A 26,245-nucleotide genomic window follows, 5' to 3' on the forward strand; every position below is an offset into this window, starting at 1 on the left:
ATTACTGAGACTATCTAGAGGGAGACTCATGGCTAAGATCATTTGGACCCGCACGGATGAGGCGCCGCTGCTGGCGACCTACTCCTTTAAGCCCATCGTCGAGGCTTTCGCCGCGACTGCCGGAATCGACGTGGAAACCCGCGACATCTCCTTGGCAGCGCGCATTGTTTCTCAGTTCCCGGAGCGCCTCACCGCCGAGCAGCGTATCGACGATCACCTCAGCGAGCTGGGTGAGCTGGCCAAGACTCCGGAAGCCAACATCATCAAGCTCCCCAACATCTCGGCTTCCCTTCCGCAGCTCAAGGCCGCTATCGCCGAGCTGCAGGCCGCAGGTTATGACCTGCCCAACTACGAGGACGCCACGGACGAGGAGCGCGCCAAGTACGACGCAGTGAAGGGCTCCGCCGTGAACCCGGTGCTGCGCGAGGGCAACTCCGATCGCCGCGCCCCGCAGGCTGTGAAGAACTTTGCCAAGAAGCACCCGCACTCCATGGGCGAGTGGACCGCAGACTCCAAGACCGAGGTCGCCACCATGACCGAGGGCGACTTCCGCCACAATGAGAAGTCCGTGGTCATGCCCGACGAGGACACCCTGACCATCGCCCTGGTCAAGGCGGACGGCTCCGAGGAGGTGCTCAAGGACGGCCTCAAGGTGCTCAAGGGTGAGGTCATCGACGGCACCTACATGTCTGCAAGCGCCCTTGACGCATTCCTTGCCGAGCAGGTCCAGCGCGCCAAGAACGACGGCGTTCTCTTCTCCGCGCACCTCAAGGCCACCATGATGAAGGTCTCCGACCCGATCATCTTCGGCCACGTCGTCCGCGCTTACTTCGACGAGGTCTACCGCAACTTCGGCGACGAGCTTTCCGCTGCTGGCCTGAACGGTGAGAACGGCCTCGGTTCCATCTTCAAGGAGCTGGAGAACCACCCGCAGGGAGCAGAAATCAAGGCCGCCTTTGAGAAGGGCCTCGAGGAGGGCCCGGACCTGGCCATGGTGAACTCCGACAAGGGCATCACCAACCTGCACGTTCCTTCCGACGTGATCATCGATGCCTCCATGCCGGCGATGATCCGTACTTCCGGCCAGATGTGGAACAAGGACAACCAGACCCAGGACACCCTGGCGGTTATCCCGGATTCCTCCTACGCCGGCGTGTACCAGGCGGTCATTGAGGACTGCAAGGCCAACGGCGCCTTCGACCCGACCACGATGGGCACCGTCCCCAACGTCGGCCTCATGGCGCAGAAGGCGGAAGAGTACGGCTCCCACGACAAGACCTTCAAGGTCCCTGCTGCCGGCACCGTCCAGGTGCGCAACTCGGCCGGCGAGGTCCTCATGGAGCACGAGGTCCAGGCCGGCGACATCTGGCGCGCATGCCAGACCAAGGACGCCCCGATCCGCGACTGGGTCAAGCTGGCCGTTAACCGCGCCCGTCTCTCCGGCATGAAAACCATCTTCTGGCTGGACCCGGAGCGCGAGCACGACGCCAACCTGACCACCCTGGTCAACAACTACCTGGCGGAGCACGACACCGAGGGCCTGGACATTTCCATCCTGTCCCCGGTGGAGGCCACCAAGGTGTCCATCGAGCGCATCCGTCGCGGTGAGGACACCATCTCCGTCACCGGCAACGTCCTGCGTGACTACAACACGGACCTCTTCCCCATCCTCGAGCTGGGTACCTCCGCAAAGATGCTCTCCGTGGTTCCGCTCATGGCTGGTGGTGGCCTGTTCGAGACCGGTGCCGGTGGATCCGCTCCGAAGCACGTGCAGCAGCTCGTCGAGGAGAACCACCTTCGCTGGGACTCCCTCGGTGAGTTCCTTGCCCTGGCTGAGTCCTTCCGTCACGAGAAGAATGCCCACGGCAACGCCAAGGCCGGCGTGCTCGCGGACGCACTCGATGCCGCCACCGAAAAGCTTCTCGACGAGGGCAAGTCCCCGTCCCGCAAGGTGGGCGAGATCGACAACCGCGGCTCCCACTTCTTCCTGGCCACCTACTGGGCGAGCGAACTCGCACAGCAGTCCGAGGACAAGGAGCTGGCAGACGCGTTTGCTCCGGTCGCTGAGAAGCTTTCCTCCCAGGCGGATGCCATCAACCAGGCACTGCTGGATGAGCAGGGCAAGGCTGTTGACCTGGGCGGATACTACTGGCCGAGCGATGACAAGACCTCGCAGGTCATGCGTCCGGTCGCTGAGTTCAACGAGGTTGTGGACTCGCTGAAGAAGTAGTCCCGCCACATTTATGGCCGCCCTTTCCGGGCGGTCATTTTTTGTGCGAGCGTTCGCACCCAATGACGGTTCTTCCTTGCGAGCGGGCCCTCGGGCTGGGTGACGTCCCAGGTGCCGTCCTCCAACAACCACAGCAGGGTTCCCTCCCCAACGTGAATCGGAAACACCCGCGCATCCGTCTTCATGTTGTGGTGGTGCGGACACAGGGCCGCGAGATTGTTCGGGGTGGTCTTGCCACCGTCGGAAAAATCGACGGTGTGATCCATCTGCGCCTTATCGGCACGACAACTGCAGCCCGGGAAGCGGCACACTCCGTCACGTCCGGCCACGAACGCCCGCAGGCGCTCCGGGACCACGTAGGCCCGAGAGATCTGGTGTTCCGCTGTGTCGATGTGGCGAATAGTTGAAGCTCGGCGAGCCAATTCGTTTGCCTGCTCCGAGCTCATCCATCCCACCCCGTGCATGAACCCGGGTGCGTTCGGAATATCGCTTGCCCGGTACAGATTAAGCACCACCTTTGCTGATGAGTGCTTCTTCAACAGGCTCAGCAGGGCTGCACCCTGGTTTATCCCTTGGCGCTTTGCATGAGCGCTGATGATGGCTTCAGCCTCCGCTACGTCCGGCGTGTCCGCGAGAAGTTCCATGCTTGATCGCCCATCGTCCCCGTGGTTGAAGTACACCTGAGGCTCGCGGGATTCCTCGTCTTTGTCTTCGGGGCACAGCAAGCGCACGAGGTCTTTCACTTTGCGACGAAGCTGCGCTGCGCTAGGCAATAACTGATGCGGGCGAGTCGGTACTAGGTAGCGGGCGATTCTGCGATCGATTTCTACAATCACCTCCGGGTCGCTGACCCGCGCCAATGCCTGGTCGATCGCCTTGAGGCGGGCGGAATCGAGCAGGAACGATTCCCGCTGAACGTAGTCGAGGCAGGGCATCTCTCTGAGTCGGAGATGGGCAACCAGAATGGCCTCTATCGCGTTGGGCGGTAACCCGGTTAAACGGGACGTCGATAAGAGCACCGCATCGAAGTCGGCGTCCATTTCGGGCACGAGTTTTTGCCACAGTTCGAACTCACTGCGCCTGAGTGTGGCGACGTTTTGCGCCACGGCATCGTCGCTTTGTACGACGAAGTAGGCGTGCGGATAGCGGGAGCGGTGTTCGGAGATGAAGGCTTGTGGGGTCATGGGGAGTCCTTAAAATTCATACGATCACGTGTTCGATGCTGATCATAGAAAACGGCCTGGACATGGCCCCTGAGCTGCGATTTCACTCGATCAACCTACAGCGTGAATAAATATCTCCCCATATAGACAGCTTGGTCTAACATTGCGAGCATGCCGAAATACGACAACAGCATTGCTCCCGAGTGGGCCTTTGAGACCCGTTCCATCCACGCTGGTCAAACCGTTGATTCGGACACCGGCGCGCGCAACCAGCCGATTTACATGACCACCTCCTACGTGTTCGACAGCGCCGAGCACGCAGCCAACCGGTTCAATCTTTCCGATCCGGGCCCGATTTACTCCCGCCTCACCAACCCCACGCAGGAGGCTTTGGAGAATCGGATCGCGTCCTTGGAAGGCGGAGTTGCTGCCCTCGCGTTTGCTTCGGGCATGGCGGCAGAGACGGCGGCGATCGCTACGCTGGCCTCGGCCGGCGACCACATCGTGGTCTCCCCTCGCCTTTATGGTGGCACCGAGACGCTATTCCTCATTGCACTCAAGCGTCTGGGCGTTGATTCCACGTTCGTCGAAAATCCCGACGATCCCGCCTCCTGGCAGGCCGCCGTCCAGCCGAACACCAAGGCGTTTTACGGCGAGACTTTTGGAAACCCGCAGGCGGACGTTCTGGACATCCCGGCCGTTGCTGAGGTCGCACACAACAACCAGGTCCCGCTGATCGTCGACAACACCATCGCCACCGCCGCGATAGTGCGACCGCTGGAGCTCGGCGCTGACATCGTGGTCAACTCCCTGACCAAGTTCTACACCGGCAACGGCTCCGGCATTGGCGGAGTTCTGGTGGACGGCGGAAAGTTCGACTGGACCGTCGAGCGCGACGGGGAGCCGGTATTCCCCTACTTTGTCACGCCCGACCCGGCCTACCACGGCCTGAAGTACGCCGACCTGGGAGCGCCTGCCTTCGCACTCAAGGCACGTGCCGGATGGCTGCGTGACACGGGTGCGGCGATCTCCCCCTTCAACGCCTGGATCGCGCTGCAGGGCCTGGACACCTTGAGCCTGCGTGTGGAAAAGCACAACGAGAACGCAGACAAGGTCGCCCGCTTCCTGGAATCCCACGACAAGGTCGAGCGCGTCAGCTACGCGGGGCTGGAGAGCTCCCCGTGGAAGGCCGTGAAGGACAAGCTGGGGCTCAAACACACCGGAAGCGTTCTTGCCTTCGATATCAAGGGCGACCGCGAGACCGCTTGGCGCTTCATTGACGCGCTCAAGCTGCACTCTAACCTGGCCAACATCGGCGACGTGCGCTCCCTGGTGGTGCACCCTGCCTCCACCACGCACTCCCAGTCGGACGAGGAGGGCCTCAAGCGAGCTGGCATTACGCAGGCCACGGTTCGCTTGTCCGTGGGCATTGAGAACATCGACGACATTATCGCCGATCTCGAGCGCGGTTTCGCCGCCATCTAAATCTATGGTCGCCTTAGCCCCCGCGAATTCGCTCACCCAGGTAGGCATCGGCAATTTTTCCACCGAAGCCGGTGCCGAGATCCCTGGAGCCACCATCGCGTACCGGCGTTTCGGTGAGTTCCAAGGCAACGCCTACTCCAACAACGTCATCCTGGTCGAGCACGCCCTGACCGGGGACACCTGCGTCGATTCCTGGTGGGATGGGTTGGTCGGGCCGGGTAAGGCTTTGGACACAGAGCGGTTCTGCGTCATCGTCACCAACGCCCTGGGTGGATGCCACGGGTCCACTGGCCCCTCCAGCGAGCATCCGGACGGTAACCGTTGGGGCTCCCGCTTTCCAGCTCTGTCTATCCGTGACCTGGTTCATGCGGAGAAGGCATTCCTGGAGCGCCTGGGGATCTACCACGTTCACGCCATCATCGGCGGATCGATGGGCGGAGCGCGCGCGCTTGAGTGGTCGTTACTTTTTCCGACGATCACCGACGCGGTCTGCGTCATCGCCGTCTCTGCCCGGGCTTCTGCCTGGCAGATCGGCATCCAGTCCGCGCAGATCTCTGCCATTACGCGAGATCCCGATTGGCATGAGGGCGATTACTACGGGGTCTGCGACGGTCCGATCACCGGCATGGTCGCGGCTCGCAAGCTCGCGCATCTGACCTATCGCGGCGAGATGGAGATGGACGAGCGCTTTGGCACCATCGCGCAGCAGGGCGAAAATCCCTTGGGCGCTTTTCGACGCCCCGATCAACGCTTCGCCGTGGAGTCGTACCTGGATTACCAGGCCCTCAAGCTCGTCGAGCGCTTCGATGCCGGCAGTTTTGTGATTCTTACCGAGGCGCTGAACCGACATGATGTGGGTCGCGATCGCGGTGGCCTGAACAAGGCGCTGTATTCGTCGCGCGTCCCTACCATGCTCGTGGGAGTGGACACGGACATTCTTTATCCTTTCCACCAGCAGGAGCATCTCTCCCGTAACCTGGGAAACCTTTTGGGCCTGCACAAGCTCGTGTCTCCCGTGGGACACGACGCGTTCTTGACGGAAACCCGTCAGATGGATCGCATCCTGCGCATGTTCATCAACAAGATAAACGACGGGGCCGAACCCACGGATGGGTTCGGCCACGATCCTGAAGGTGAATGGACGATCTAGTTAGAAGATGCCCTTGGTACGAACCGGATTGCCAAAGTCATTGACGGTCACACCCTCGGTGCGCGAGTCGACGTTCTGGTCGTTGGCCTCGGTCTTGTCGTCTTCGAGGCGACCAACCTGGGTCACGGTGATGTAGTTGTACAGGCGTCCCTCGCGGGTGTCGCCGTCACCGAAGTGAAGGTTGGCGATGAGCTGCTCCTCGCCCACGTTCACCGGGTTAGACAGGGTGGTCTCGAAGGTGCGAGTGGAGGTTTCCTTGTTGAAGCCCAGGTCGCGGGTGTATGCGCCGTTGAACCAGCCCGGGGTGATCAGGCGGTCGACGTGCTCCGGGCCCTTGTCGGTCTTGACCTCGATGCGGAAGGTGATGGCCGGGAAGTCAGCGTAGTAGCGCTCGGTGCCGACGTTCTTTGCCTTCACGGCAACGAGGCCGGAGAAGCCTGGAGCCTTGGCGCCGCTGACGGAGATGGTCGGCTGCAGGTCGTGGGCAGGGGCTTCTTCTGCCTGGGCGGGGGACACGAGTCCGGCCGTGAGCGCGGATGCCAGCGCGAGGCCGATGGAGAACTTCTTCATGGTCTTTTTCCTTTCTTAAACTCTGTTAGGCCTGGACGCTGGGCTCGGACTTGCCGTCCTTGACCTCAGGTGCGGCGACCGAGGTGTCTACAACGGCGTTGTCGTTCGGGAAGTTGTTGACTCGGCTGTCAGCAGGGTTGTCGTAGGTCTTCACGCGGACCTCGTTCTTGATCGGAACGAAAGCAGTCCACGGGGTCGGGTTGGACCAGGTGCCGTTGGGCTTGCAGTACTGCTGGGTACCGGTCATGGTGATGGTGCGGAAGCCGTAGGTTGCCTCACCGGTGTGGCCGGCCGGGACGTCGTACGGGCCGATCTCCTGGCCGAGCTCCCAGGTCAGGGAGTAGGAAGCCTCAACGCCGATCATCGAAGAGATGGAGTGAGCGATACCGGTGGAGCCCTTACCGTTCTTGCCGGAAACGTCGCCGCCAGCGTTGACGGAGGTCTCCTCGGTGCGGTCACCCTTGATGGAGATGCTGATGCTCTGGGTCTTGGAGAGCTTCTGGGTCAGCGGGATCGGGCTCTGGGACTGGTTGTTGGTGGAGATGGAACCAGCCGGGGTGAAGTTGTCATCCACCTTGTACACGACCGTGCGGTAGTCCTCAGCGGAGTTACACACCGGGTTCGGGTTGAGGATGTTGGCCTTGAGGTTGTCGCTGCCGTGGCTGGTGTGCACGATCGGCAGGGTCGGGTTCAGCTTCGGGGTCTGCGGGTAGGAGTTCTCAATGGTGGCTGCGGAGGCCGGGCCGGCCAGTGCCGAGGCAGCAACGATGCCAGCGGCTACGGCGCTAGCGAGGTTCTTAGCGAGTCGCATGATGCTCCTTGGGGGCGAAGGGTGAATGTGCTGACTGTGAAAACGCTAAGCGCTGTATCCAGGGCTTTCAAGGGGTCTAGATGTCACCATCTAGCGGAGAATTAAGCTTTCCCAAACTTTTTCACAGTTATTTTTAAACCTCGCGGCGTCCAAGGAACTATCGTCGCCACTCTTTTTCGATTCTTGCCCTCCCCTGAGAGGAAGCGAAACATGCGTTCAGATTTATGCCAGAATCCGGGTACTAAAGTTTTTCCACCAACTGACGCACTCGGGCATCAATGTCTTCCCGAATCAGGCGCATGCGCTCCATTCCTTCGATCCCGCGGGCGGAAGGTTCATCCGTCGTCCAGCGCTCATAATCACGCGTATCGACGTCTGCTTCGCTTCCCAGCACAATGACGCGATCCGCGCTGACCAGTAGCTGTGGGTCGATACCCTTGGGCACCTCGTTGCTGAAGTCGATCCCCCATTCCTGCAGTGCGGCCACCGACTGCTGATTCACGGCCGACTTTGGCCGGGTGCCGGCGGAATGAATTTCTAAGCGATCACCGGCATAGTGCTGGGCCAGGGCAGCCGCCATCTGTGACTTTCCGGCATTGCCCACGCACACAAACAGAATCTTCATTACTGCACACCCTCACGTGGAAAGAGCCGCGGCCGCAGCCACAGCATGACGTACACCAACCCGACCAGGACAGGAACCTCCACCATGGGCCCGATGGTTCCCGCCAGCGCCTGCCCCGACGTCGCCCCGAACGTACCGATGCTGACCGCAATGGCTAGCTCGAAGTTGTTGCCCGCGGCGGTGAAAGACACCGAGGAGGATCGTGCATAATCCAGCCCTGCCGCTTTAGACACTGCCAAGGCAAGCGCAAACATGCCGACGAAGTAACACAGCAGCGGCACCGCTACCCGGGCAACCGCCCACGGGCTTTCCATCACCGTGGGCCCTTGCAACAGAAACAGCACCACAATCGTGTACAGCAAACCTATGAGCGCAAGCGGTGAGATGGCAGGCAAAAATCGCTGCTCGTACCACTTTCGCCCCTTGATTCGCTCCCCCAGGATCCGGGAGACGGCTCCGGCAAGAAGCGGGATTCCCAGAAAGACCAGCACCGAGGTGATGATCGCCCAGAGAGAGAAGTCAGCCGACGTGGTGTCCAGGCCTAGCCAAGCAGGCAAGATCTGCAGGTAGAACCAGCCCAGCAGGCCAAACATCAGCACCTGGAAGACAGAGTTGATGGCCACCAAGATGGCCGTTGCGTCGCGATCCGCGCAGGACAATTCCGACCACACCAGGACCATGGCAATACAACGAGCAAGCCCGACGATGATCAGTCCGGTGCGAAGCTCCGGCTGGTCGGGGAGAAAAATCCACGCCAAGGCAAACATGAAGGCTGGACCGACTACCCAATTCAACACCAGCGACACCACCATGAGCCGGGTGTCAGACGCAAGCTTGGTGGCCTGGCTATAACGCACCTTGGCCAATGGCGGGTACATCATGATCAGCAACCCCAGGGCAATGGGAAGGGAAACACTGCCGATACTGGCTGCGTGTAAGGCCGAGGCAATCCCCGGCGCGAATACGCTGAGCGCCAGTCCCAGTGCCATGGCTAGGGCTATCCAGAGCGGAAGAAATCTATCAAGGAAAGACACTCCGCTGAGCTTAACTGCCCAGCGCGTCCACCGAGCTGGCCAGGAATACCAAGGCCGCTCCGAGGCAGAGGTTGAATGCGGCGTCGAAACGCACCGAACGCACTGCCAGCACACCGACGACGCGGGAATCGCAGGTCAGGCGCAGGGCAGCCAGCCAGAGCATGGCGGCGCCGAGGGTGAAGGTTGCACGGCGCCAGTGCTCAGTGAGCGAAAAGAAACTCGCTATCACCACTGCCAATACGAACAGCGCCACACCGACCCACTGCACCCTCGCTGGAATGCGCGAGGGCGGGTTGTGCAGGTCGTGGGGGTTGTCCAGGCTTAGCTGCATGCGCGCTCGGCACGCTCCACCACGTTGCGCACCAAGAAGGCACGGGTCAGGGGGCCTACTCCCCCGGGGTTCGGAGAGACGTATCCGGCCACGTCCCAGACGTCGTCGGCGACGTCTCCGGCCAGCTTTCCATCCACGCGGGAGACTCCCACGTCAAGGATCGCCGCGCCCGGTTTGACCATGTCAGCCGTGAGCATGTGGGCCTTGCCGGCGGCGGCGACGATGACGTCTGCCTTCTTCGTATGGCTGGCCAGGTCCTTGGTTCCGGTGTGGCACAGAGTTACCGTGGCGTTTTCGCTGCGGCGGGTGAGCATCAGACCGATGGGACGACCAACGGTGACTCCGCGGCCGATAACGACGACCTCGGCGCCGTCGAGCTCAACGCCGAACCGCTTGAGCAGGTGGATTGCTCCGTTCGGGGTGCACGGAAGCGGAGCTTCCTCGTTGAGCACCAGCTTGCCCAGATTTACCGGGTGCAGGCCGTCGGCGTCCTTGTCTGGGTCGATGCGCTCGAGGATGGCGTTTTCGTCCAGGTGTTTCGGCAGGGGAAGCTGCACGATGTAACCGGTGCAATCATCATCCGCATTGAGCTCGTCGATGACTGCTTCTAGCTCCTCCTGGGTCACGTCCGCCGGTAGATCTTTGCGGATCGAGCGGATGCCCAGCTGCTCACAGTCGCGGTGCTTCATCTTGACGTAGGAGTGAGAGGCCGGGTCGTCTCCCACCAGCACCGTGGCCAATCCTGGGGGCTTCGGCAGCGCCTGCACGCGCTCGCGCAGGTCTGCAAAAATCTCGTCGCGGTATAGCTTTCCGTCCAATGTCTGTGCAGTCACCTGTCCCATCCTAGACTGGGTCAGCATGGCACGGCTCCACGTCATCTTTGATAATCCTGTGATTCCGCAGAACACTGGCAATGCCATTCGCATGTCAGCGATCACCGGCGCACACCTCCACCTCGTTGAGCCGCTCGGGTTCAACTTCGAGGACAAGCACCTGAAGCGGGCTGGGCTGGATTACCACGACCTAGCCGAAGTCAGCATCCACCCGAACTTTGATTCGCTTCTGCTTTCGCTTGGCGACGCGCGCATTTTTGCCTTCACCACGCAGGCCACCCGGTGGCACACCGACGTGAGGTTCCAGGAGGGTGATGCACTTCTGTTTGGCACCGAACCCACCGGTTTGCCGGACGAGCACGCCTTTCACCCACGAGTTACCGATCGCGTGCGTATTCCCATGCAGCCAGCACGCCGGTCGATGAACCTGTCCAATTCCGCGGCGGTCGGCGTATTCGAGGCCTGGCGCCAGCTCGGGTTCGAGGGAGCTGTGTAAACGGTGTTCGACACTGTGGTGGTCGGTGGCGGGCAGGCAGGCTTGGCCACTGGGTATTACCTACGCCGGGCTGGCCTGGAGTTTGTCATCCTCGACGACCAGCAGGGGCCGGGAGCCGCCTGGCGCCACATGTGGCCCTCGATGACGCTGTTTTCTTCAGCAAGTTTTTCTAACCTTCCCGGCACGCCGATGCCGAGCTATCCCGGCTATCCGCCCGCCGCACACGTGGTGGAGTACTTCCGCAAGTACGAGGCCAGGTACGAGTTGCCCATCGAAAGGCCAGAACACGTCGATTCCGTCGAATTTTCCGACGGAATTTTTTCCGTGCGCTCTGCAGACCGAACGTGGCAATCACGCACCGTGGTTGCAGCAACCGGACGGATGACGGCTCCGTTTATCCCCTACTACCCGGGACAATTTCGGGGGAGGCAGTGGCACTCCGGGGTGTATCCCGGTCCGGAGCCGTTTCGGGGTTCTCGCGTGGCGGTCGTAGGCAGCGGAAACTCCGGCGCGCAGATTGCCGCCGAGCTGACCGAACACGCGCAGGTGACGTGGTACACCCGAGGCGAGCCACGCTGGATGCCCGATGATGTGGACGGAAGCGCGCTGTTCGACCTCGCGTTTTCCCGCGTGGCAGCCCTTCGCAAAGGCGAGCCGGACCCCGGTGATGCGAGCTCCCTGGGAGACATCGTGGTGCTGCCGGCGGTGAAGAAGGCACGCGACTCTGGGGCTCTGGTTGCTACTCCGATGTTTACGTCTCTCGACGAGGTCGAGGCGGACCATCTGATCTGGTGCACTGGTTTTCGCCCGGCGATTGGTGCGTTTCGGGCGGTGTCGGAGTGCCCAGGTATGCACTTCGTCGGCTACGGAGACGAGACTGGGCCGGGCTCAGCCACGATCATCGGCGTGGGGCAATATGCCAAGCGCACGGTGGAAGACATCCGCACGCTGCTCGATTAGCGCACGCGGATCCGGGAGAGAACCGACTCCGCAACGACGACGTCTTTACCCTCTACCCGCAGGGTGCATAGTCCTGCCGCAGAGGAGATGAGCTCAACTCGTGCTTCCGGCAGGATTCCTGCAGAGGAGAAGAACCTCAACAGTTCTGGATCCGCGTCGTCGACCTGCTCGACCGTAGCGGGTCCTTGGACGTTTGCTAGCACGACGGTGGACAGGCCCTCCGCGCTGCCATCGGGCTGCGGGATGGGGTCACCATGCGGGTCTCGGACGGGGTGGCCTAAAAGGGCGTCGACACGCGAGATGAAGGTGTCGCTCACGGCGTGCTCAAGGCGTTCGGCCTCCGCGTGGACCTCATCCCAGCTGAAACCGAGGGTGTTCACCAGCAACGTTTCGATGAGGCGATGGCGCCGGACCATGCTGACCGCGACCTCATGCCCCTGGCACGTCAGGCTGACCCCGGCATAGGGCACGTGCTCGACCCACCCCTGCGCGGCCAATTTTTTTACCGCCTCGGTAGCCGCCGAGGGCTTGTGGCCGACTCGGCTGGCCAACTCGCTCATCGGCGCGGGCTCCAGGCCCTTCTCCTGCAGGTCCCACAGCGCTTTGAGGTAATCCTGCGTCCGGGTGGAGAGCTCATCGACGTGCATGGTTCACAGCGTACTGGCATTGCTTTTTGTGCGTCTCGCCACTAGGTTAATGAAAGTTCATTTCACTGAAAAGCAATGTTTATCGAAAGGAAAGTCGTGCGCAAGGCACTTCCCCTCGTTCTCTGCGCGGCTGGACTCGCCGCCTGCTCGCCTGATGCTTCCACTTCGGACGAGCTCACCGTCTTTGCCACCACTGGCTACCTGGCAGACGCGGTTCACAACCTCGCCCCGGACGCACATGTGATCACCATGGTCGGCCCCGGCCAGGATCCGCACACCTACCAGCCCAGTACCCAGGACATCCAGGCCATCCACGACGCGGACGTGGTGCTCTGGAACGGCCTGCACCTGGAAGCACAGATGACCGACCAGCTGAGTTCGCTTGGCAGCAAGCAGCTCGCCGTGGGCGACCAGCTCCCCGAGCAGATGCTGCTCCCCTGGGAGGATGACCTCCACGATCCGCATATCTGGAACAACCCCAAGGCCTGGACGCTGGTCGTCGACGAGGTGGCCGACAAGCTGGCTGAAACCGACCCCGAGCACGCTGAGGATTACCACTCGCGCGCCACCGACTACACCAACAAGATTTCCGAGGCCGAGCAGCAGGCGCACGAGAAGCTGGCGTCCGTGGACAACCGGGTGCTGGTCACCGGGCACGACGCCTTCAACTACTTTGGCAAAACGTTTGACTTCGAGGTCCGCGCTACCGATTTTGTGTCCACCGAGGCGACCCTGTCTGCTTCTCAGCTCTCGGAGCTGGCCGACTACATCGTGGAGCACAAGGTGCACACCGTGTTCTTGGATTCCCAATCCAACCCCCAGGCCATTACGGCCCTGACGGAGGCTGTCAAGCAGCGCGGCGGTGAGGTCAAGGTCTCGGATGCTGAACTCTTTGCCGACACCCTGGGAGCTGAAGCCCCCACCGATACGTATCTCGGCGCGTTCAATCACAACATCGACGCCATCGCCGAGGGCCTAAGCGCATGAGCCAGGCGGCACTAACCCTGGATGGGCTTCGGGTGGTCTATCGCGAGGTGACTGCGCTGGACGTCGACAAGCTCCAGATCGCCGCTGGTTCCATCACCGGGCTCGTCGGCCCCAACGGCTCCGGTAAGTCCACCCTGCTCAAAGCCAGTCTGGGGCTGGTGCCGGCCCTCGGGCATGCCCACTTCTCCGACGCGCGCCTAGGATATCTTCCCCAACGCAGCGCGCTTGATCTGAGCTTTCCCATCACGGTCGGCGAGGTCGCCCTCATGGGCACCTACCGCGATGCTGGACTGTTCCGCCGACTGAAACCGGCTCACCGCGAACGGGCCCAACGCGCGCTCGAACGCACTCAAACGGCAGACCTTCGTTCGCGCCACATCAGCGAGCTCTCCGGCGGCCAGCTCCAGCGCGTGCTGCTGGCACGGACCTTGGCGCAAGAGCCCGAGGTGGTGCTTCTCGACGAGCCCTTTGCCGGCGTGGACACCCACAGCGAGGCCCTGATTACTGATGTCCTGCGCGAGTTGAACCGTGCAGGCGCGACCATCATCATCGTGCACCACGACCTTTCCGCCGTGGCGAAGCTATGCGACGACGTCGTAGTCCTGTCCTCCGGACGTGTGGTCGCGCAAGGCCCCCCGAGCACGGCGCTGGGCACGGACGTGCTGCGGCGGGCGTTTGGGTTGGAGACGGCCCCGTGAATCCGCTCGACCTACTTTCCAACCACACCTATTCCATGACGCTCATCGGCTCAGTCGTGGTGGGTGCGGTTGCCGGTGCGCTGGGAGTGTTCACCTATGTGCGTCGCGAGTCACTGATCGCCGACGTGGTGGCACACGCGAGCCTGCCCGGCGCGCTGGGCGCGTTTATCGTGGCTGGTCTGCTGGGCCTAGATGGTCGTTCGCTTCCTGTGATCCTTCTCGGCGCGAGCCTGAGTGGTGTGCTCGCGGTGGGGCTGACACGTGCGATTGTGTCGATTTCTCCCCTGAGTCCGGACGTGTCCATGGCGGTGAGCCTGTCGCTGTTTTTCGGAGCCGGAATGATGGGTCTGGATGCGATCGCCTCGCGCGGGGTTGCCCATTCGGCAGGGCTTTCCGGGTTGCTGCTCGGCAATGCAGCCACGCTGACCGTGCTGGATGTGGCCACCTTGTGCGTGGTGGGGTGCCTTGTGCTTGTTGTGCTTTCGCTGCTGCTGAAGGAGTTCACTCTGCTGAGCTTCGACCCCCAAGGAGCCAGGCTGGCAGGCCTTCCGGTACGAGCACTTTCTGTCTGCCTTCTGGGGTCGATCGTGGTGGCCACGGTAATCGGCGTGAAGACGGTGGGCCTAGTGCTCATGGTCTCGCTCGTGGTGGCTCCGGCCGCAATTGCCCGGCAGTTCGCGCGCTCGGTGCGCTCCATGGTGATGCTCGCGGGAGCTCTGGGCGCTGCGGTGAGCGGGCTAGGAGTATACGTGTCCATCGGCGTATGGCAGCTCCCCACCGGGCCCGTCATCGTGGTGATTCTTTCCCTGCTCGCGCTTGTGAGCGTGGTGGTTAAACGATGAGTTTCCTTGCTTCTGCGCTGCTGCTTGCTGTGGCCACGGGAGTCGCGTGTGCGGTCCCCGGCAGCTTCATGATGCTGCGCAATCAATCAATGCTTGTCGACGCCCTCGGGCACGCCGTGCTCCCCGGCATCGCTGTGGGGTACTTGCTCACTCGCGATCTCAGCTCGCCCGCTCTTGCGATCGGAGCGGGAGCCAGCGGCCTGCTGGTGGTGTGGCTAACGCACTGGCTGGATCGGACCGGAAAACTATCGACCGGTGCGGCTCTGGGGCTGACGTTTCCGGCACTGTTTGCCATCGGTGTGCTGATCATCTCGGGGAATCTCACGTCGGTGCACCTGGATCCCCATGTCGCCCTGGTGGGAGATGTGAACCTGGCGGTGTTCTCCTCACCTCGCTACAGCTATGTGATGGCCGTGGTGGCAGTGTGCAACATCGTGCTGGTGTGCGCGCTGGCGCGGTGTCTGGCTATCGACACGGTGGATCCGGAGTTTGCTCGCTTGGTGGGAGTTCCCCAGTGGATCCCCTGGGTTCTGTTCTTTGACATCGCTGTGACCACGACTTTCGCCTTCCACGCTGCTGGGTCTTTGTTGACCCTCGCGTTGAGCATTATTCCCGCAGCGTCAGCTCGCCTATGGTGCTCTCGGTTGAGCACCATGCTGATTGTTACTGGGTTAGTGGCTGTTTTCGGCGCGGCTTTCGGTTTTTGGTTCGCGCTGCAGCTGGGCACCGCCACCTCAGCCACCATGACCGTGGTTTATGGAGTGGTGTTTTTGGCTTCCCTCATTGGAAGTCGCGTGAGGCGCGGCTGAGATAGTGCCCCAGGTCGATCGGTTCCAGCCGGTCGGCAGTAAGGGTGACTGCGTCTGTGGCGTTGTGGACTGTTCCCCGCAGAATCAGCGCGCGGGCCGTGCGGGCGAGCACGCGCTGCCGGTTCCACAGTCCCACCGAGACTGAGGCGTTGATCAAACCCGTCTCGTCCTCAAGGCCTAAAAAGGTCAGCCCAGAGGCGGTCTGGGGGCGCTGGCGGTGCGTGACCACGCCGGCCACTCGCACCCGTGTGCCGTCCTCGACCTCCCGCAGCTGCTCGGCTGTGATGACTCCTTGTTGGCGCAAATTCTTTCGCACCATCTCCATCGGCTGGCAATCGTGGGTAATGCCAGTGGTGGCCACGTCCGCCACCATGATCTCGAAGGCATTCATTCCGGGCAGGGCCGGGGCATTGATCGCCGACATCCCAGGCAGCATTCCGTCTCGCTCCGTGGCGGCGACTCCGGCCTCCCACTGAGCTTGGCGACGATCCAGGCCCAAGCATTCCAAGGCTCCCGCACGAGCGAGCGCCTGGACCTGCGCGACTCCCAGGTCTGCCCGGCGCGCCAAGTCTGAGACCGACTCGTAGGGCTGATGCTGGGCAACTCGGTGCAGGGCGGCCTCCCCTACCCCGGAAACCAGGTTGAGGCCTACTCGGATGTTTCCCTCTTCAACGCTGGATTCGACGCCCGAATCGTTCACGCTGACGGGAAGGACTGTGATGCCGTGGCGACGCGCATCCTGCAGCAAGGACTGAGGCGAGTAGAACCCCATGGGCTGCGCGCGCAGGAGCCCAACGCAGAAATGCGCCGGGTAGTAGCACTTGAACCACGCGGAGAAGTACACGAGCGAGGCAAAAGACTGCGAGTGCGACTCTGGGAAGCCATAGGCGGCAAACGCCACGATCTTGTTCCACAGCGTTAAGGCAGTGACCTCGTCGATCCCGTGGGAGGCCTGTACCCCAGCAAAGAACCGGGTGCGCAGCTGCTCCATCTTCTCGGTCGAGCGCTTCGAGCCCATGGCCCGACGTAGGCTGTCCGCTTCTGCGCCCGTAAAGCCTGCCGCGTCCACGGCGATCTGCATGAGCTGTTCCTGAAACAGCGGAATTCCCAGGGTCTTGGCTAAGGCCTTTTCCAAGACTGGGTGGTCATAGGTTACCGGTTCTTGCCCATTCCTTCGGCGCAGGTAGGGATGCACGGAACCGCCTTGAATGGGCCCAGGGCGCACCAGTGCCACTTCCACAACCAGGTCAAAGAACACCCGCGGTTTCAGACGAGGCAACGTAGCCAGCTGGGCACGCGACTCCACCTGGAACACGCCCACCGCGTCGGCCCGGCACAGCATGTCGTATACGGCCGGGTCGGCCAGGTCGAGCTCCCACAGGTTGACGGTTATGCCTTCCTGCGCGACCAGGTCGATCATGTGGTGCAAGGCCTCCAGCATTCCCAGCCCCAGCAGGTCGAATTTGACTAGCCCCGCAGCTGCCGCGTCGTCCTTGTCCCACTGGATCACCGAGCGGTTGTCCATCCGGGCCCACTCGGTGGGCACCACGTCCGCGATGGGGCGGTCGCAGATGACCATGCCTCCCGAATGGATCCCCAGGTGTCTAGGTTGGCCTTCGAATTGCGCGGCCAAAGCGGCCACGTCTTCTGGAGGGTCGCTTAAGCCCTTCGACCAGGCATCCTCGCTGCCTGGCGGGTATCCCAGAGCACGCGTGGCATCGCGGATAGCGCCCTTGCGGCGATACGTAATCACGTTGGCTACCTGCGCTGCTCGATTTCTTCCATAGGTGGAAAAGACGTATTGGATCACCTCTTCCCGGCGCGTGGACTCGATGTCCACATCGATGTCGGGCGGACCGTCGCGCTCGGGTGAGAGGAAGCGTTCGAAGAGCAGACCGGCAGAGATCGGCTCCACGTTCGTGACGCCTAAGGCGAAACAGACCGCGGAGTTGGCGGCGGAGCCCCGTCCCTGGCACAGGATGGTGTTGTCTCGGCAGAAATCCACCAGGTCGCTGACGATGAGGAAGTAACCGGGAAAGTTCAGCTTTTCGATGACTCCCAGCTCATACTCCATCTGCTGCCACGCGCGCTGCCTGATGTCCTCGGGGCGAGTGGCGTAGCGCTGTTTAGCGCGTTCCCAGGTGGTCTGTCTCAGCCACGACATTTCCGTGTGTCCTTCCGGAACGGGGAAGTCCGGCAGTTCCGGGGCCAGGAGATCAAGCGTGAAGGCGCACTCTGCGGCGAGGTGGAGCGTGGCGTCGATAAGCTCGATGCGTCCTCCGCTGATGACCTCCATCTGCTGCGCCGAGCGCAACCACCCCGCTCCCATGGGTGGCAGGTGACCGTGCGCGGCCTCGAGGCTCTGCGTGCGCGCCAGGGAGCGCTTTGCGGCTGCCAAGCGAGCGTCCTGACGCGTGGCCGCCGCCGGGCGGGCCGTGGCTATGGCGCGGAGGTTGTTGAAACGGTCCAGCTGTCGATGATGATCGGCGTCTTCTGGCAGGAGCAAAAAGGCGTACTCCAAGACCACGTTGTCTGCCCCGAAGGCTGCGATGAGACGCGGCATGTCATCCACCCAGTGGTGGTCAGCCAGGACAATGCACGTGCCTTTTATCCGTTCGGCTATAAGTTCGATCTCGGGGTATGCGACTTTTCCCTTCTCCCCCGCATCCATAGCCGCCTGCGTGACAAGGTGCGAGAGCCTTTGATATCCGTTCGGGTTCCGTGCCAAGAGGGTGAGATCTCGATTCTCCAGGCTGAGGGTTACCCCGAAGACCGTGTCTAGACCTACTTTCTTTGCAGCTTCGGCCATTTGCACGGCCCCATAGAAACCGTCCCGATCTATCAGCGCCAAAGCGGTTATTCCCAGCTCGTAAGCGCGGTTAACCATCTCTTCCGGGGAGTTTGCCCCGTCGAGAAAGCTATACGAGGACGTGGCGTGCAACTCCGCCCAAGGTCGCTGCGGCTGCGGGGCCGAAGGGGCTTTTGTTTCCGCAAAGACCGCCACGGGAGTTGCGGAAGGCCTCCCCGACAGTAGTTTTTCCAGGCGTGACCAACTCAGCGCCCGTCCCCCGGTAACACTCATGAGCCACACCATAATCGAACATGTATTCGCTTACAAGGTTACCCCCGAATAGACTAAGCGGTACAGACGGTGCTAGTTTTCAAGCCGTCAAGGCCCTAACTAGGCCTGTGTCCAGGGGCGGCGCACGCCCACGCACTCCCAAAAGGATCGGTAAAACATCGTGAAACTCAACCGCATCATCGCCGGCGCAGCAGCCGTCGCCATCTCCGCCACCGGACTCGTCGCCTGTGGCGGCAACGGTGGGGGCGACACCATCAAGGTGGGCACCACCGATGCCAGCCTGAAGGAATGGGAAGTCTTCGAGGACCTGGCCAAGGACAAGGGCATCAAGGTCGACGTGGTCAACTTCTCCGACTACAACACCCCGAACGATGCTCTCTCCCAGGGCGAGATCGACGTCAACAAGTTCCAGCATCTGCAGTTCCTGGACAACTACAACCAGGGCGCCGGCACGGAGCTCAAGGCCATCTCCTCCGGTGAGATCTACCCGCTCGCTCTGTTCTGGAAGGACCACAGCTCTCTCGACGGCATCGAGGGCCAGCGCGTGGCCATCCCGAACGACGCCACCAACCAGGGCCGCGGCATCAATGTCCTGGTCCAGGCCGGCCTGCTCACCCTGAAGAAGGAGGGCCTGCTCAACCCGACCCCGGCCGACATCGACACCGAGGCCTCCAAGGTCGAGGTTGTCCCGGTGGATGCTGCGCAGACCACCATCTCCTACAACGAGGGTCTGCCGGCCATCATCAACAACTCCTTCCTGGAGCGCGCCGGCATCGACGCCAAGTCCGCCATCTTCCAGGATGACCCGAACTCCGAGCTGGCCGAGCCGTACATCAACGTGTGGGTCACCACCCCGGAGAAGGCTGAGGACCCGAAGATCAAGGAGCTCGCCGAGCTCTGGAAGGACCCGGCTGTGACCGAGGCCGTCGTTGAGTCCTCCGGCGGCACCGCCGTGCCGGTGGATCGCACCCCGGAGCAGCTGGCAGCCGTCCTGGATCGACTGAAGAACGAGACCAAGTGACCGGCACCCGCATCGAATTTCGCGGCGTCTCCAAGGATTTCGGCTCCGTCCGCGCCGTCGATGACGTCACCCTCACGGTTGAACCGGGAGAGATCCTCGGCGTCATCGGCTACTCCGGCGCTGGCAAGTCCACCCTGGTTCGCCTGATCAACGGCCTCGACACTGCCACCAGTGGGCAGTTGCTTCTCGACGGCACCGACATCGTCGGCATGCGCGAAAAGCAGCTGCGCAGCCTGCGCCGAGACATCGGCATGATCTTCCAGCAGTTCAACCTGTTCTCCTCCCGCACTGCCGCTGGAAACATCGAGTACCCGCTGGCACTGGCCGGGGTGAAGAACCGCAAGGCCCGCGTGGCCGAGCTGCTGGACTTCGTAGGACTGAGCGAGCGCGGCTCGAACTACCCGGAGCAGCTTTCGGGCGGACAGAAACAGCGCGTCGGTATCGCGCGTGCGCTGGCCACCAGCCCTCGCCTCTTGCTCGCGGACGAAGCTACGAGCGCCCTGGACCCCGAGACCACGCGGGAAGTGCTTGCTCTCCTGCGCAAGGTCAACCAGGAGATGGGCATCACCATCGTGGTGATTACTCACGAGATGGATGTCGTGCGCTCGATCGCGGACAAGGTGGCGGTGATGGAAAACGGCCGCGTCGTCGAGTACGGCAATGTGGCAGAGGTCTTTTCCCGCCCGCAGACCCCTGTGGCCCAGCGCTTCGTGGCTACCTCTCTGCGCAACACTCCCGACGAGGTCGAGGCCGAGGACCTGCTGGCCCACCCGGGTCGGTTGTTCACCATCGAGCTGACGGAACACTCCGGTTTTTTCGATGCCATCACTGCGCTCCGCGAGGCCGGAGTCGAGGTGGGAATCGTCCACGGCGGCGTGACCACGCTGCAGCAGCAGTCCTTCGGACGCATCACTGTGCGTTTGAATGGCGATGACGCCGCGATCAACGAGTTTGCTCGCACCCTGTCCACCACGACCGAGATTACGGAGCTTGCGCGATGACGGAAACGATTCTCGCGGCAAACTGGGACCGCCTGGGGTCCACGTTTGTCGAGGCCATCGTCGACACCCTGTTCATGGTGTCGGTAACCATGCTCGCCGGCGGCATCGCCGGACTCGTGCTGGGCGTGCTGCTGTACACCACCCGCGATGGCGGCATCCTCCAGAACCGCCCGATCTACTGGATCCTCAACGTTCTGGTGAACTTCTTCCGCCCCATCCCCTTCATCATCCTGGTGGCGATGTTCTTCCCCATCACGGTGGCAGTTGTGGGTACGTCTATCGGACGAGGAGCGGCCACCTTTGTGATGGCGATCGCGGCCACGTTTGCGGTCGCTCGCATCGTGGAGCAGAATCTGGTCTCCATCGAGCCCGGCAAGATCGAGGCCGCGCGCGCCATGGGGGCTACTCCCTGGCAGATCATCTCCAGCGTGATCCTGCCCGAAGCGCTGGGCCCGCTGGTGCTGGGTTACACCTTCATCTTCATTGCCGTCATGGACATGTCTGCAATGGCCGGCATCGTCGGCGGTGGCGGCCTGGGTGACTTCGCCATGGTCTACGGCTACCGAGCCTTTGATACGCAGGCGATGTACGCCGCTGTGACTGTCATCGTCATCATGGTGCAGGTCGCCCAGCTGCTGGGCAACTGGCTCTCGCGCAAGATCATGCGCCGCTAGCTTTTGGTAACAATGCGTCCACAACCCAAACCCAGTCCGGGTTTGGGTTTTGCGCTTTTTCGAGGCGTCGCTACGGTCTAGCTATGCGCTCCGTTTTCGTCGCCCTTTCCGCAGTCTTGCTTTTGACTGCGTGCGGTGTTGGCGATTCTCCTTCCGGCGCGGGGCTCGATAAGGCGGCCCCGGCGGGTACGCGCCCGCTTGGCGACGCCAGCATGCAAGCCAAAACCCTGCGACCTTCCCCTTCGTCTTCCCTCGTGGTCACCGGGGTGCGTGTGGGCTCCCACGCCGGTTTCGACCGCGTGGTGTTTGACCTTTCTGGAACTGGATCTCCGGGCTGGTTCGTCGACTATACGGATAACCCCTCCCAGCTGGGATCCGGCAGGACCATCGACGTCCAGGGGTCGACTGCACTCAACGTCAACATCGATGGCACCGTGTCCGCCCACCAAGCAGGAGTTGCTCCCGCGCAACTCGACCACACCGAGGGCATTGGCAACGTCGTGGAGGTAGTCAGCGCAGGAACGTTTGAGGGGCGCTCGCAGTTTGTCATTGGACTCACGACGTCCATGCCGTACTCGGTAGAGGTCCTGCAGGAACCCCTGCGTCTGGTCATCGACTTCCGCCAGACCCCCTAGGCATACGTCGCTTCCACCCTCCAGGACCGCTTCACCCAGGCCAATAGCCAGGCGCGGGGGTTGCCTTGTGCATCCTGCCCAACGACCTGGAGGCGCGCGACGCGCTCGTCCTTTTTCCACCACTTGCCCTCATAAGGCCACGGGCCCGCCCAGGCGACGACCAGATAGCGGTTCTTTCCCCACCCCAGGGCATACGGCACCGAGCTCAGCAGCGCTTCGGCGGTGACGTAAATGTCGGCGGCGGAGGCGTCGATAAGCCTGATGCGCGAGGCCGGATGGTGCGGGCCACCTCCCAAACGCGCCGGCAGGGGGTGAGGGATCTGGCCTGGCCACGGGGCCGGAGGTAGCGGATCGCGTCGTTCCCCATAGGGCACGTATTCCACGCGCTCGGATACTCCGTAGCCACCCACGCGCCGAGGTTGAACAACTGCCTCGATGCCCAGCGTTGACTGCACCCGCGCGATGACCCGGTGGGCGTCTTCGCCTCCGGTTGAGTTTCCGAACAGGCGCGGCTGCTCTGGTTCCCCCACCTCCAGCGGAGTCAGCTCGAGCAGGCGCACCGCGGCCTGTCCCCCGGTGCTGAGCCAGCCGTCGAGCTGCCAACGCACCCGGTCGGCGGTGGCAGACTCCGTGAGGGCCTCACGCGTGCGCCACACCCGCTCCAGCTCCTCGCCTCCGACAAGCTCAACACGTACGCGCAGGCGTCGGCACGACGCTGCCTGGGCACTTAACCGCTCATGCAGTTGTGCGGCCAGGGAACGCGCGATAAAGGCGGCCTCATCAACGCGCGTGAGGGGGTCCTCTGGGCACAGCGAGACGGTCAGGTCCGGGGCATCGATGGCAGGTGCTACTCGACGATCCGGCGCAGCCCGGGCGATGTCACGGCAGCGCATTCCGGCCGCCCCAAAACGTGCACTCACCGCGGCAGCCGGCAGGGCGGCTAAGTCGCCCAGCGTGGTGATTCCTACATCGCGCAGCGAATTCACCACGCCCACATCGCATCCCAGCGCCTCTTCCGCCACTAGCAGATGCAGCGGCTGCCCGTGCAGGAAGGCGGGTGAATTTTCGACCACTGCCTGACTCCGGGCAGCCAAGACCGCAGTCGCGATCTCCCCGGCCACCCCGGCAAAGGCATCGACCCCCTGCCGCGCTGCGGCGTCGATAAGCATCTCCGTGGCCCGGGCCCCATGGAAGCGCTCGGCCGCTCCGAGATCGACCACGACGAGCCCGGGACGCAGGACCTCTACGGAGGAGGCAACGTCGTCTAACCCATCGACGATCGGGGCAAAGACTCGTCCGTCTCGGTCGGGATCGTCATCCACGATCGTCAGTTCCGGGCATACGGCTTGTGCCTGCCGCGCCTTCATCCCACGACGCACCCCGCGCGCCCGGGCGCTCGACGAACACGTGCGCACCCGGTGGTTTTTATTTACCGCAACCGGTCCGACGATCTTCGATTCCACGGATACTGCCTGGCAGGGCCAGTCAGGAAACCACAGAGCTGCGACCTTCATACTGCTCGCAGGTGCTCTCGAGCGCGGCCAATCGTCAGCGTCTCACGTGCTGGGCGGCCGTCGCGGGTGCGCATCCGGACGTCGATGTCGAGGGCATCAATGCGCCCGCGCCCCCGCTCGATGCCCCGGATTTCGCTGATGTGCGCGTCGATTCTCAACGCCGGGGAGGCCACGTCGAGCCCCACCAACACCAAGGCGGCCTTGCCCTTACGCAGACGTCCCAGCAGCGGGCGAGCCCGCACCGGGCTGAGGGTGAGCGGAACGCGGCTATGGCACACCACCAGGTCTAGGCCCTCCACGAGGACTGAGGTCACCCCCAGCGGATCAGACCCCGGATCGGGGACCAGCACCAACTGCTCCATACGCTCGATCGCAGCGACGCAGAGATCGGGCCATCCGACGACGCCAACGTATCCGCCGGACTGGGTCACCTGCGAGATGCATTCCACGACTAGGGCCGGGCAGTCCCCCATGGTCGTGACAGCCCGGCGCGGGACAGGTAGCGAAAGCCCGACGTTCAGGCCGTCTTCTCGGGACGGGACTCCCGCGACTGCGGCCATGCGGGCGCGCAGCTGGGCGATACGGTGATCACGATCCCCCGTATCTCGAATCTGTGTTCCCATAGCGCCCACCATGGGAACAAGTATGCGCTTAATTTTAAGGGTGCGTCAAACCCATTTTCGATAGCGTGTTCTATCGCTGGTCAAATCCGTGATCGTAGGCCCAGCGCGTCAGCTGATGGCGGTTGGACTGCTGCGTCTTGCGCAGAATGTTCGAGGCATGCGTCTCCACAGTCTTCACCGAGATGAACAGCTCCGAGCCGATTTCCTTGTAGGTGTATCCCCGCGCCAGAAGGCGCAGCACCTCGAGCTCGCGCCGGGTGAGCGTATCGACGGCTGCGTGGTCAATCGTATCCATACGCTGCGGCTCACCTGCCGGGTCCTCGACCACTGCGGCGCCGGCGAAGGCATCCAGGACGAAGCCGGCAAGACGCGGGGAGAAGTACGCATCACCGGCGTGTACCCGCGCCACGGCCTCGGCTAGCTCGCCCCCCTCGATGCTCTTGGTCACGTAGCCGCGCGCTCCGGCACGGATCAGAGAGATCACATCCTCGGCGGCATCCGACACGCTCAGTGCCAGATACGACGGGCCCGGCGCGCCCCGCAGCACGGCCACCCCACCGCCATCGGGCATGTGCACATCCAGCAGCACCACATCGGGCTGGGTGCGCTTAATGCCCTCGATGGCATCCTCTACGGTCCCGGCGTCACCCACGACGTCGACTCGACCACTGAGCTCAGCGCGCACCCCGGCGCGAAACACGCTGTGATCGTCTACCAGAAAGACTCGTACCGCGTTTGTCATGCGTCATACGATAGCGTCAGGCGCACTTCGGTGCCGCTGCCCACCGACGATTTGATGCGCGCATCACCCCCGGCCTTGTTCACCCGGGCGCGGATGGAATCACGGATGCCATGGCGATCCTCCGGAATGGCACCCACGTCAAAGCCAGCGCCGCGGTCGCGCACGTAGATCTCTAGGGTATTTCCGAGTAATTCCGCATAGACGTCGACGGAATCAACCCCGGCATGTTTGGCCGCATTGACCATCGCTTCGCGGGCGGAAAGCACTATGGCCTGGGAGCTCTCATCCAGGGGACGATCCGTGCCCACGGTGATAGGCGCGATGCGGATTCCAAACATGTCCTCCACCTCGCCGCAGGCGACTTGGACGGCAGAGAGAACGGTTTGCTCTCCCGTCTTGTCTTCGGCGTCGAAAAGCCATCCCCGCAGCTCGCGTTCCTGAGCACGGGCTAGGCGCGCCACCTCATCGCTATCGTGGGATCGCTTTTGAATGAGCGCCAGCGTCTGGAGCACCGAGTCGTGAAGGCGTGCCGCGATTTCTGCGCGCTCATCAGCGGCCACCTTCTCCGCGCGCGATTGCGCGGCCGACTCCCACAGCTTGAGCACGGCCGGGCCCGCGAGCACCACTACTCCCGCCAGGGTGAGCAACACGGAGATCACCGCACCGGACATTCCGCCGTTGTCCCACCACACCAACGCCACGCTCAGACCACCGATGACCAGTCCGGCGCCCACCAGCAACGAAAGCGTGCCGGTGGCGCTACTCAACCCGCGGTCGTAGGCCTGCCAGGCAAAAAGGGCGCCTACTCCCACCGCGACCAGGGGAAGAACGACCCCGCCGGGCAGGCTAACGCTCACCGTCCCCACGAAGCTCAGGCCAAAGAGTGCGCCCACCAGCAACAGCAGGTTGGCCAACCGGGGCAGGCCAAATCGGTCGGGAACGTCGTCGAGCACCTCGACGCGGCGCACGAAAACCCACAGCAGTAGGTAGAAGATGATGCCGACCCCAAGAAGTGAGGATCCGATGAACACTGCGCGAATAATCGAGACGTCGACACGCAAGTGTTGTGCCAAGCCCGCCGCAACACCAGCAACGGTGCGCGGCTTCCGCGCCCGCGTATACGTGGGGTACGCGCGCGTGGGGTCGGAAGCATAAGCAGAGAGCATGTCTGCAGATGCTGTCATAAAGCAGCCTCGTTCCACATCAAGGAAGGCACCCACTGGGGTGCGGTTCCTAAAAATCGGGGTACTACCCGATGTTGAGCGGCGCAGTATCGCGCAAG

Annotated in this window: 26 protein-coding genes; 13 read left to right on the plus strand and 13 right to left on the minus strand. The window is 62.7% G+C overall.

Annotated features, from left to right (window positions below):
• Nucleotides 1-28 precede the first annotated feature (28 nt).
• Nucleotides 29-2,230: an NADP-dependent isocitrate dehydrogenase gene (locus tag FHE74_RS04530; RefSeq protein ID WP_139465316.1), complete on the plus strand. Its 2,202-nt coding sequence runs from the start codon at nt 29-31 to the stop codon at nt 2,228-2,230.
• An 11-nt stretch (nt 2,231-2,241) separates the two neighbouring features.
• Here the strand turns inward: FHE74_RS04530 and FHE74_RS04535 are convergent, their stop codons facing one another.
• A complete protein-coding gene (locus FHE74_RS04535; protein ID WP_139465317.1) occupies nt 2,242-3,414 on the minus strand; it encodes an HNH endonuclease signature motif containing protein in 1,173 nt (390 codons plus the stop codon).
• Between the two features lie 150 nt (nt 3,415-3,564).
• Here FHE74_RS04535 and FHE74_RS04540 point away from each other — a divergent pair, with 150 nt between their 5' ends.
• Nucleotides 3,565-4,878, plus strand: a complete 1,314-nt coding sequence (locus FHE74_RS04540; protein ID WP_139465318.1) for an O-acetylhomoserine/O-acetylserine sulfhydrylase — start codon at nt 3,565-3,567, stop codon at nt 4,876-4,878.
• Nucleotides 4,879-4,882: 4 nt separating this feature from the next.
• Nucleotides 4,883-6,028, plus strand: a complete 1,146-nt coding sequence (gene metX / locus FHE74_RS04545) for a homoserine O-acetyltransferase MetX (protein WP_139465319.1) — start codon at nt 4,883-4,885, stop codon at nt 6,026-6,028.
• Here metX and FHE74_RS10825 read toward each other — a convergent pair whose 3' ends face one another.
• The 6 genes from FHE74_RS10825 to FHE74_RS04570 all read right to left on the minus strand — a co-directional run bounded on the left by FHE74_RS10825 (nt 6,029) and on the right by FHE74_RS04570 (nt 10,232).
• A complete protein-coding gene (locus FHE74_RS10825; protein WP_342773733.1) occupies nt 6,029-6,598 on the minus strand; it encodes a hypothetical protein in 570 nt (189 codons plus the stop codon).
• A 25-nt stretch (nt 6,599-6,623) separates the two neighbouring features.
• Nucleotides 6,624-7,409: a hypothetical protein gene (locus tag FHE74_RS10830; protein WP_342773734.1), complete on the minus strand. Its 786-nt coding sequence runs from the start codon at nt 7,407-7,409 to the stop codon at nt 6,624-6,626.
• A 241-nt stretch (nt 7,410-7,650) separates the two neighbouring features.
• On the minus strand, nt 7,651-8,034 hold the full coding sequence (locus FHE74_RS04555; RefSeq protein WP_139465320.1) for an arsenate-mycothiol transferase ArsC: 384 nt from the start codon (nt 8,032-8,034) through the stop codon (nt 7,651-7,653).
• Nucleotides 8,034-9,068: an ACR3 family arsenite efflux transporter gene (gene arsB / locus FHE74_RS04560; RefSeq protein WP_139465321.1), complete on the minus strand. Its 1,035-nt coding sequence runs from the start codon at nt 9,066-9,068 to the stop codon at nt 8,034-8,036. The genes FHE74_RS04555 and arsB overlap by 1 nt, the downstream gene beginning before the upstream one ends.
• A gap of 10 nt (nt 9,069-9,078) precedes the next feature.
• On the minus strand, nt 9,079-9,399 hold the full coding sequence (locus tag FHE74_RS04565) for a DUF3017 domain-containing protein (RefSeq protein ID WP_139465322.1): 321 nt from the start codon (nt 9,397-9,399) through the stop codon (nt 9,079-9,081).
• Entirely contained in the window at nt 9,390-10,232 is an 843-nt protein-coding gene (locus tag FHE74_RS04570; RefSeq protein WP_139465323.1) for a bifunctional methylenetetrahydrofolate dehydrogenase/methenyltetrahydrofolate cyclohydrolase, read from the minus strand. The genes FHE74_RS04565 and FHE74_RS04570 overlap by 10 nt, the downstream gene beginning before the upstream one ends.
• Before the next feature lie 25 nt (nt 10,233-10,257).
• Between FHE74_RS04570 and FHE74_RS04575 the strand changes: the two genes are divergently transcribed.
• A complete protein-coding gene (locus FHE74_RS04575) occupies nt 10,258-10,728 on the plus strand; it encodes a tRNA (cytidine(34)-2'-O)-methyltransferase (protein WP_139465324.1) in 471 nt (156 codons plus the stop codon).
• A 3-nt stretch (nt 10,729-10,731) separates the two neighbouring features.
• Nucleotides 10,732-11,688 carry an NAD(P)-binding domain-containing protein gene (locus tag FHE74_RS04580; RefSeq protein WP_139465325.1) on the plus strand — a complete coding sequence of 319 codons (957 nt, stop codon included), beginning with the start codon at nt 10,732-10,734 and terminating at the stop codon, nt 11,686-11,688.
• Here the strand turns inward: FHE74_RS04580 and FHE74_RS04585 are convergent.
• On the minus strand, nt 11,685-12,335 hold the full coding sequence (locus FHE74_RS04585; RefSeq protein WP_139465326.1) for a metal-dependent transcriptional regulator: 651 nt from the start codon (nt 12,333-12,335) through the stop codon (nt 11,685-11,687). The genes FHE74_RS04580 and FHE74_RS04585 overlap by 4 nt on opposite strands.
• A 96-nt stretch (nt 12,336-12,431) precedes the next feature.
• On the opposite strand from FHE74_RS04585, the gene FHE74_RS04590 reads away from it, so the two are divergent.
• From FHE74_RS04590 to FHE74_RS04605, 4 genes are read left to right on the plus strand one after another with little or no spacing between them, the layout of a single operon-like run.
• The gene (locus tag FHE74_RS04590; protein WP_246049187.1) at nt 12,432-13,322 is read left to right on the plus strand and encodes a metal ABC transporter substrate-binding protein; all 891 of its coding nucleotides are present in this window, start codon (nt 12,432-12,434) and stop codon (nt 13,320-13,322) included.
• Nucleotides 13,319-14,020, plus strand: a complete 702-nt coding sequence (locus FHE74_RS04595; RefSeq protein WP_139465328.1) for a metal ABC transporter ATP-binding protein — start codon at nt 13,319-13,321, stop codon at nt 14,018-14,020. The genes FHE74_RS04590 and FHE74_RS04595 overlap by 4 nt, the downstream gene beginning before the upstream one ends.
• Nucleotides 14,017-14,862 (plus strand): metal ABC transporter permease, encoded by an 846-nt coding sequence (locus tag FHE74_RS04600; protein WP_180339676.1) that lies wholly within the window; start codon nt 14,017-14,019, stop codon nt 14,860-14,862. The genes FHE74_RS04595 and FHE74_RS04600 overlap by 4 nt, the downstream gene beginning before the upstream one ends.
• Nucleotides 14,859-15,671 carry a metal ABC transporter permease gene (locus tag FHE74_RS04605; RefSeq protein WP_139465330.1) on the plus strand — a complete coding sequence of 271 codons (813 nt, stop codon included), beginning with the start codon at nt 14,859-14,861 and terminating at the stop codon, nt 15,669-15,671. Before FHE74_RS04600 ends, FHE74_RS04605 begins: the two co-directional genes overlap by 4 nt.
• Here FHE74_RS04605 and FHE74_RS04610 read toward each other — a convergent pair.
• The gene (locus tag FHE74_RS04610; protein WP_139465331.1) at nt 15,643-18,753 is read right to left on the minus strand and encodes an error-prone DNA polymerase; all 3,111 of its coding nucleotides are present in this window, start codon (nt 18,751-18,753) and stop codon (nt 15,643-15,645) included. The two genes, FHE74_RS04605 and FHE74_RS04610, sit on opposite strands and share 29 nt — an antisense overlap.
• 160 nt (nt 18,754-18,913) lie before the next feature.
• Here FHE74_RS04610 and FHE74_RS04615 point away from each other — a divergent pair, with 160 nt between their 5' ends.
• The 4 genes from FHE74_RS04615 (at nt 18,914) to FHE74_RS04630 (ending at nt 22,084) form a co-directional block, all read left to right on the plus strand.
• Entirely contained in the window at nt 18,914-19,774 is an 861-nt protein-coding gene (locus tag FHE74_RS04615) for a MetQ/NlpA family ABC transporter substrate-binding protein (RefSeq protein ID WP_139465332.1), read from the plus strand.
• On the plus strand, nt 19,771-20,775 hold the full coding sequence (locus FHE74_RS04620) for a methionine ABC transporter ATP-binding protein (RefSeq protein WP_139465333.1): 1,005 nt from the start codon (nt 19,771-19,773) through the stop codon (nt 20,773-20,775). Before FHE74_RS04615 ends, FHE74_RS04620 begins: the two co-directional genes overlap by 4 nt.
• The gene (locus FHE74_RS04625; RefSeq protein WP_139465334.1) at nt 20,772-21,449 is read left to right on the plus strand and encodes a methionine ABC transporter permease; all 678 of its coding nucleotides are present in this window, start codon (nt 20,772-20,774) and stop codon (nt 21,447-21,449) included. Before FHE74_RS04620 ends, FHE74_RS04625 begins: the two co-directional genes overlap by 4 nt.
• A gap of 83 nt (nt 21,450-21,532) precedes the next feature.
• Nucleotides 21,533-22,084, plus strand: coding sequence for an AMIN-like domain-containing (lipo)protein (locus FHE74_RS04630; protein ID WP_139465335.1), 552 nt, complete (start codon nt 21,533-21,535; stop codon nt 22,082-22,084).
• Here the strand turns inward: FHE74_RS04630 and FHE74_RS04635 are convergent.
• The 4 genes from FHE74_RS04635 to FHE74_RS04650 all read right to left on the minus strand — a co-directional run bounded on the left by FHE74_RS04635 (nt 22,081) and on the right by FHE74_RS04650 (nt 26,147).
• The gene (locus tag FHE74_RS04635; RefSeq protein WP_139465336.1) at nt 22,081-23,598 is read right to left on the minus strand and encodes a Y-family DNA polymerase; all 1,518 of its coding nucleotides are present in this window, start codon (nt 23,596-23,598) and stop codon (nt 22,081-22,083) included. The genes FHE74_RS04630 and FHE74_RS04635 overlap by 4 nt on opposite strands.
• Nucleotides 23,595-24,221 carry a hypothetical protein gene (locus FHE74_RS04640; RefSeq protein WP_139465337.1) on the minus strand — a complete coding sequence of 209 codons (627 nt, stop codon included), beginning with the start codon at nt 24,219-24,221 and terminating at the stop codon, nt 23,595-23,597. Before FHE74_RS04640 ends, FHE74_RS04635 begins: the two co-directional genes overlap by 4 nt.
• A gap of 70 nt (nt 24,222-24,291) precedes the next feature.
• The gene (locus FHE74_RS04645; protein ID WP_139465338.1) at nt 24,292-24,963 is read right to left on the minus strand and encodes a LuxR C-terminal-related transcriptional regulator; all 672 of its coding nucleotides are present in this window, start codon (nt 24,961-24,963) and stop codon (nt 24,292-24,294) included.
• Nucleotides 24,960-26,147, minus strand: coding sequence for an ATP-binding protein (locus FHE74_RS04650; protein ID WP_246049188.1), 1,188 nt, complete (start codon nt 26,145-26,147; stop codon nt 24,960-24,962). Before FHE74_RS04650 ends, FHE74_RS04645 begins: the two co-directional genes overlap by 4 nt.
• Between the last annotated feature and the right edge of the window lie 98 nt (nt 26,148-26,245).

The sequence above is a fragment of the Corynebacterium tapiri genome (genome assembly GCF_006334925.1).
GTDB classification, from domain to species: Bacteria; Actinomycetota; Actinomycetes; order Mycobacteriales; family Mycobacteriaceae; genus Corynebacterium; species Corynebacterium tapiri.

Excerpts from the sequence above, each read along its gene's own strand:
- FHE74_RS04535 (WP_139465317.1), bottom strand. The coding sequence starts at position 3,414 with ATGACCCCACAAGCCTTCATCTCCGAACACCGCTCCCGCTATCCGCAC.
- FHE74_RS04585 (WP_139465326.1), bottom strand. The coding sequence starts at position 12,335 with ATGCACGTCGATGAGCTCTCCACCCGGACGCAGGATTACCTCAAAGCG.
- FHE74_RS04540 (WP_139465318.1), top strand. The coding sequence starts at position 3,565 with ATGCCGAAATACGACAACAGCATTGCTCCCGAGTGGGCCTTTGAGACC.
- FHE74_RS04610 (WP_139465331.1), bottom strand. The coding sequence starts at position 18,753 with ATGAGTGTTACCGGGGGACGGGCGCTGAGTTGGTCACGCCTGGAAAAA.
- FHE74_RS10825 (WP_342773733.1), bottom strand. The coding sequence starts at position 6,598 with ATGAAGAAGTTCTCCATCGGCCTCGCGCTGGCATCCGCGCTCACGGCC.
- FHE74_RS04625 (WP_139465334.1), top strand. The coding sequence starts at position 20,772 with ATGACGGAAACGATTCTCGCGGCAAACTGGGACCGCCTGGGGTCCACG.
- FHE74_RS04575 (WP_139465324.1), top strand. The coding sequence starts at position 10,258 with ATGGCACGGCTCCACGTCATCTTTGATAATCCTGTGATTCCGCAGAAC.
- FHE74_RS04565 (WP_139465322.1), bottom strand. The coding sequence starts at position 9,399 with ATGCAGCTAAGCCTGGACAACCCCCACGACCTGCACAACCCGCCCTCG.
- FHE74_RS04595 (WP_139465328.1), top strand. The coding sequence starts at position 13,319 with ATGAGCCAGGCGGCACTAACCCTGGATGGGCTTCGGGTGGTCTATCGC.
- FHE74_RS04530 (WP_139465316.1), top strand. The coding sequence starts at position 29 with ATGGCTAAGATCATTTGGACCCGCACGGATGAGGCGCCGCTGCTGGCG.
- FHE74_RS04635 (WP_139465336.1), bottom strand. The coding sequence starts at position 23,598 with ATGAAGGTCGCAGCTCTGTGGTTTCCTGACTGGCCCTGCCAGGCAGTA.
- FHE74_RS04645 (WP_139465338.1), bottom strand. The coding sequence starts at position 24,963 with ATGACAAACGCGGTACGAGTCTTTCTGGTAGACGATCACAGCGTGTTT.
- FHE74_RS10830 (WP_342773734.1), bottom strand. The coding sequence starts at position 7,409 with ATGCGACTCGCTAAGAACCTCGCTAGCGCCGTAGCCGCTGGCATCGTT.
- metX (WP_139465319.1), top strand. The coding sequence starts at position 4,883 with ATGGTCGCCTTAGCCCCCGCGAATTCGCTCACCCAGGTAGGCATCGGC.
- FHE74_RS04555 (WP_139465320.1), bottom strand. The coding sequence starts at position 8,034 with ATGAAGATTCTGTTTGTGTGCGTGGGCAATGCCGGAAAGTCACAGATG.
- FHE74_RS04605 (WP_139465330.1), top strand. The coding sequence starts at position 14,859 with ATGAGTTTCCTTGCTTCTGCGCTGCTGCTTGCTGTGGCCACGGGAGTC.
- FHE74_RS04640 (WP_139465337.1), bottom strand. The coding sequence starts at position 24,221 with ATGGGAACACAGATTCGAGATACGGGGGATCGTGATCACCGTATCGCC.
- FHE74_RS04630 (WP_139465335.1), top strand. The coding sequence starts at position 21,533 with ATGCGCTCCGTTTTCGTCGCCCTTTCCGCAGTCTTGCTTTTGACTGCG.
- FHE74_RS04650 (WP_246049188.1), bottom strand. The coding sequence starts at position 26,147 with ATGACAGCATCTGCAGACATGCTCTCTGCTTATGCTTCCGACCCCACG.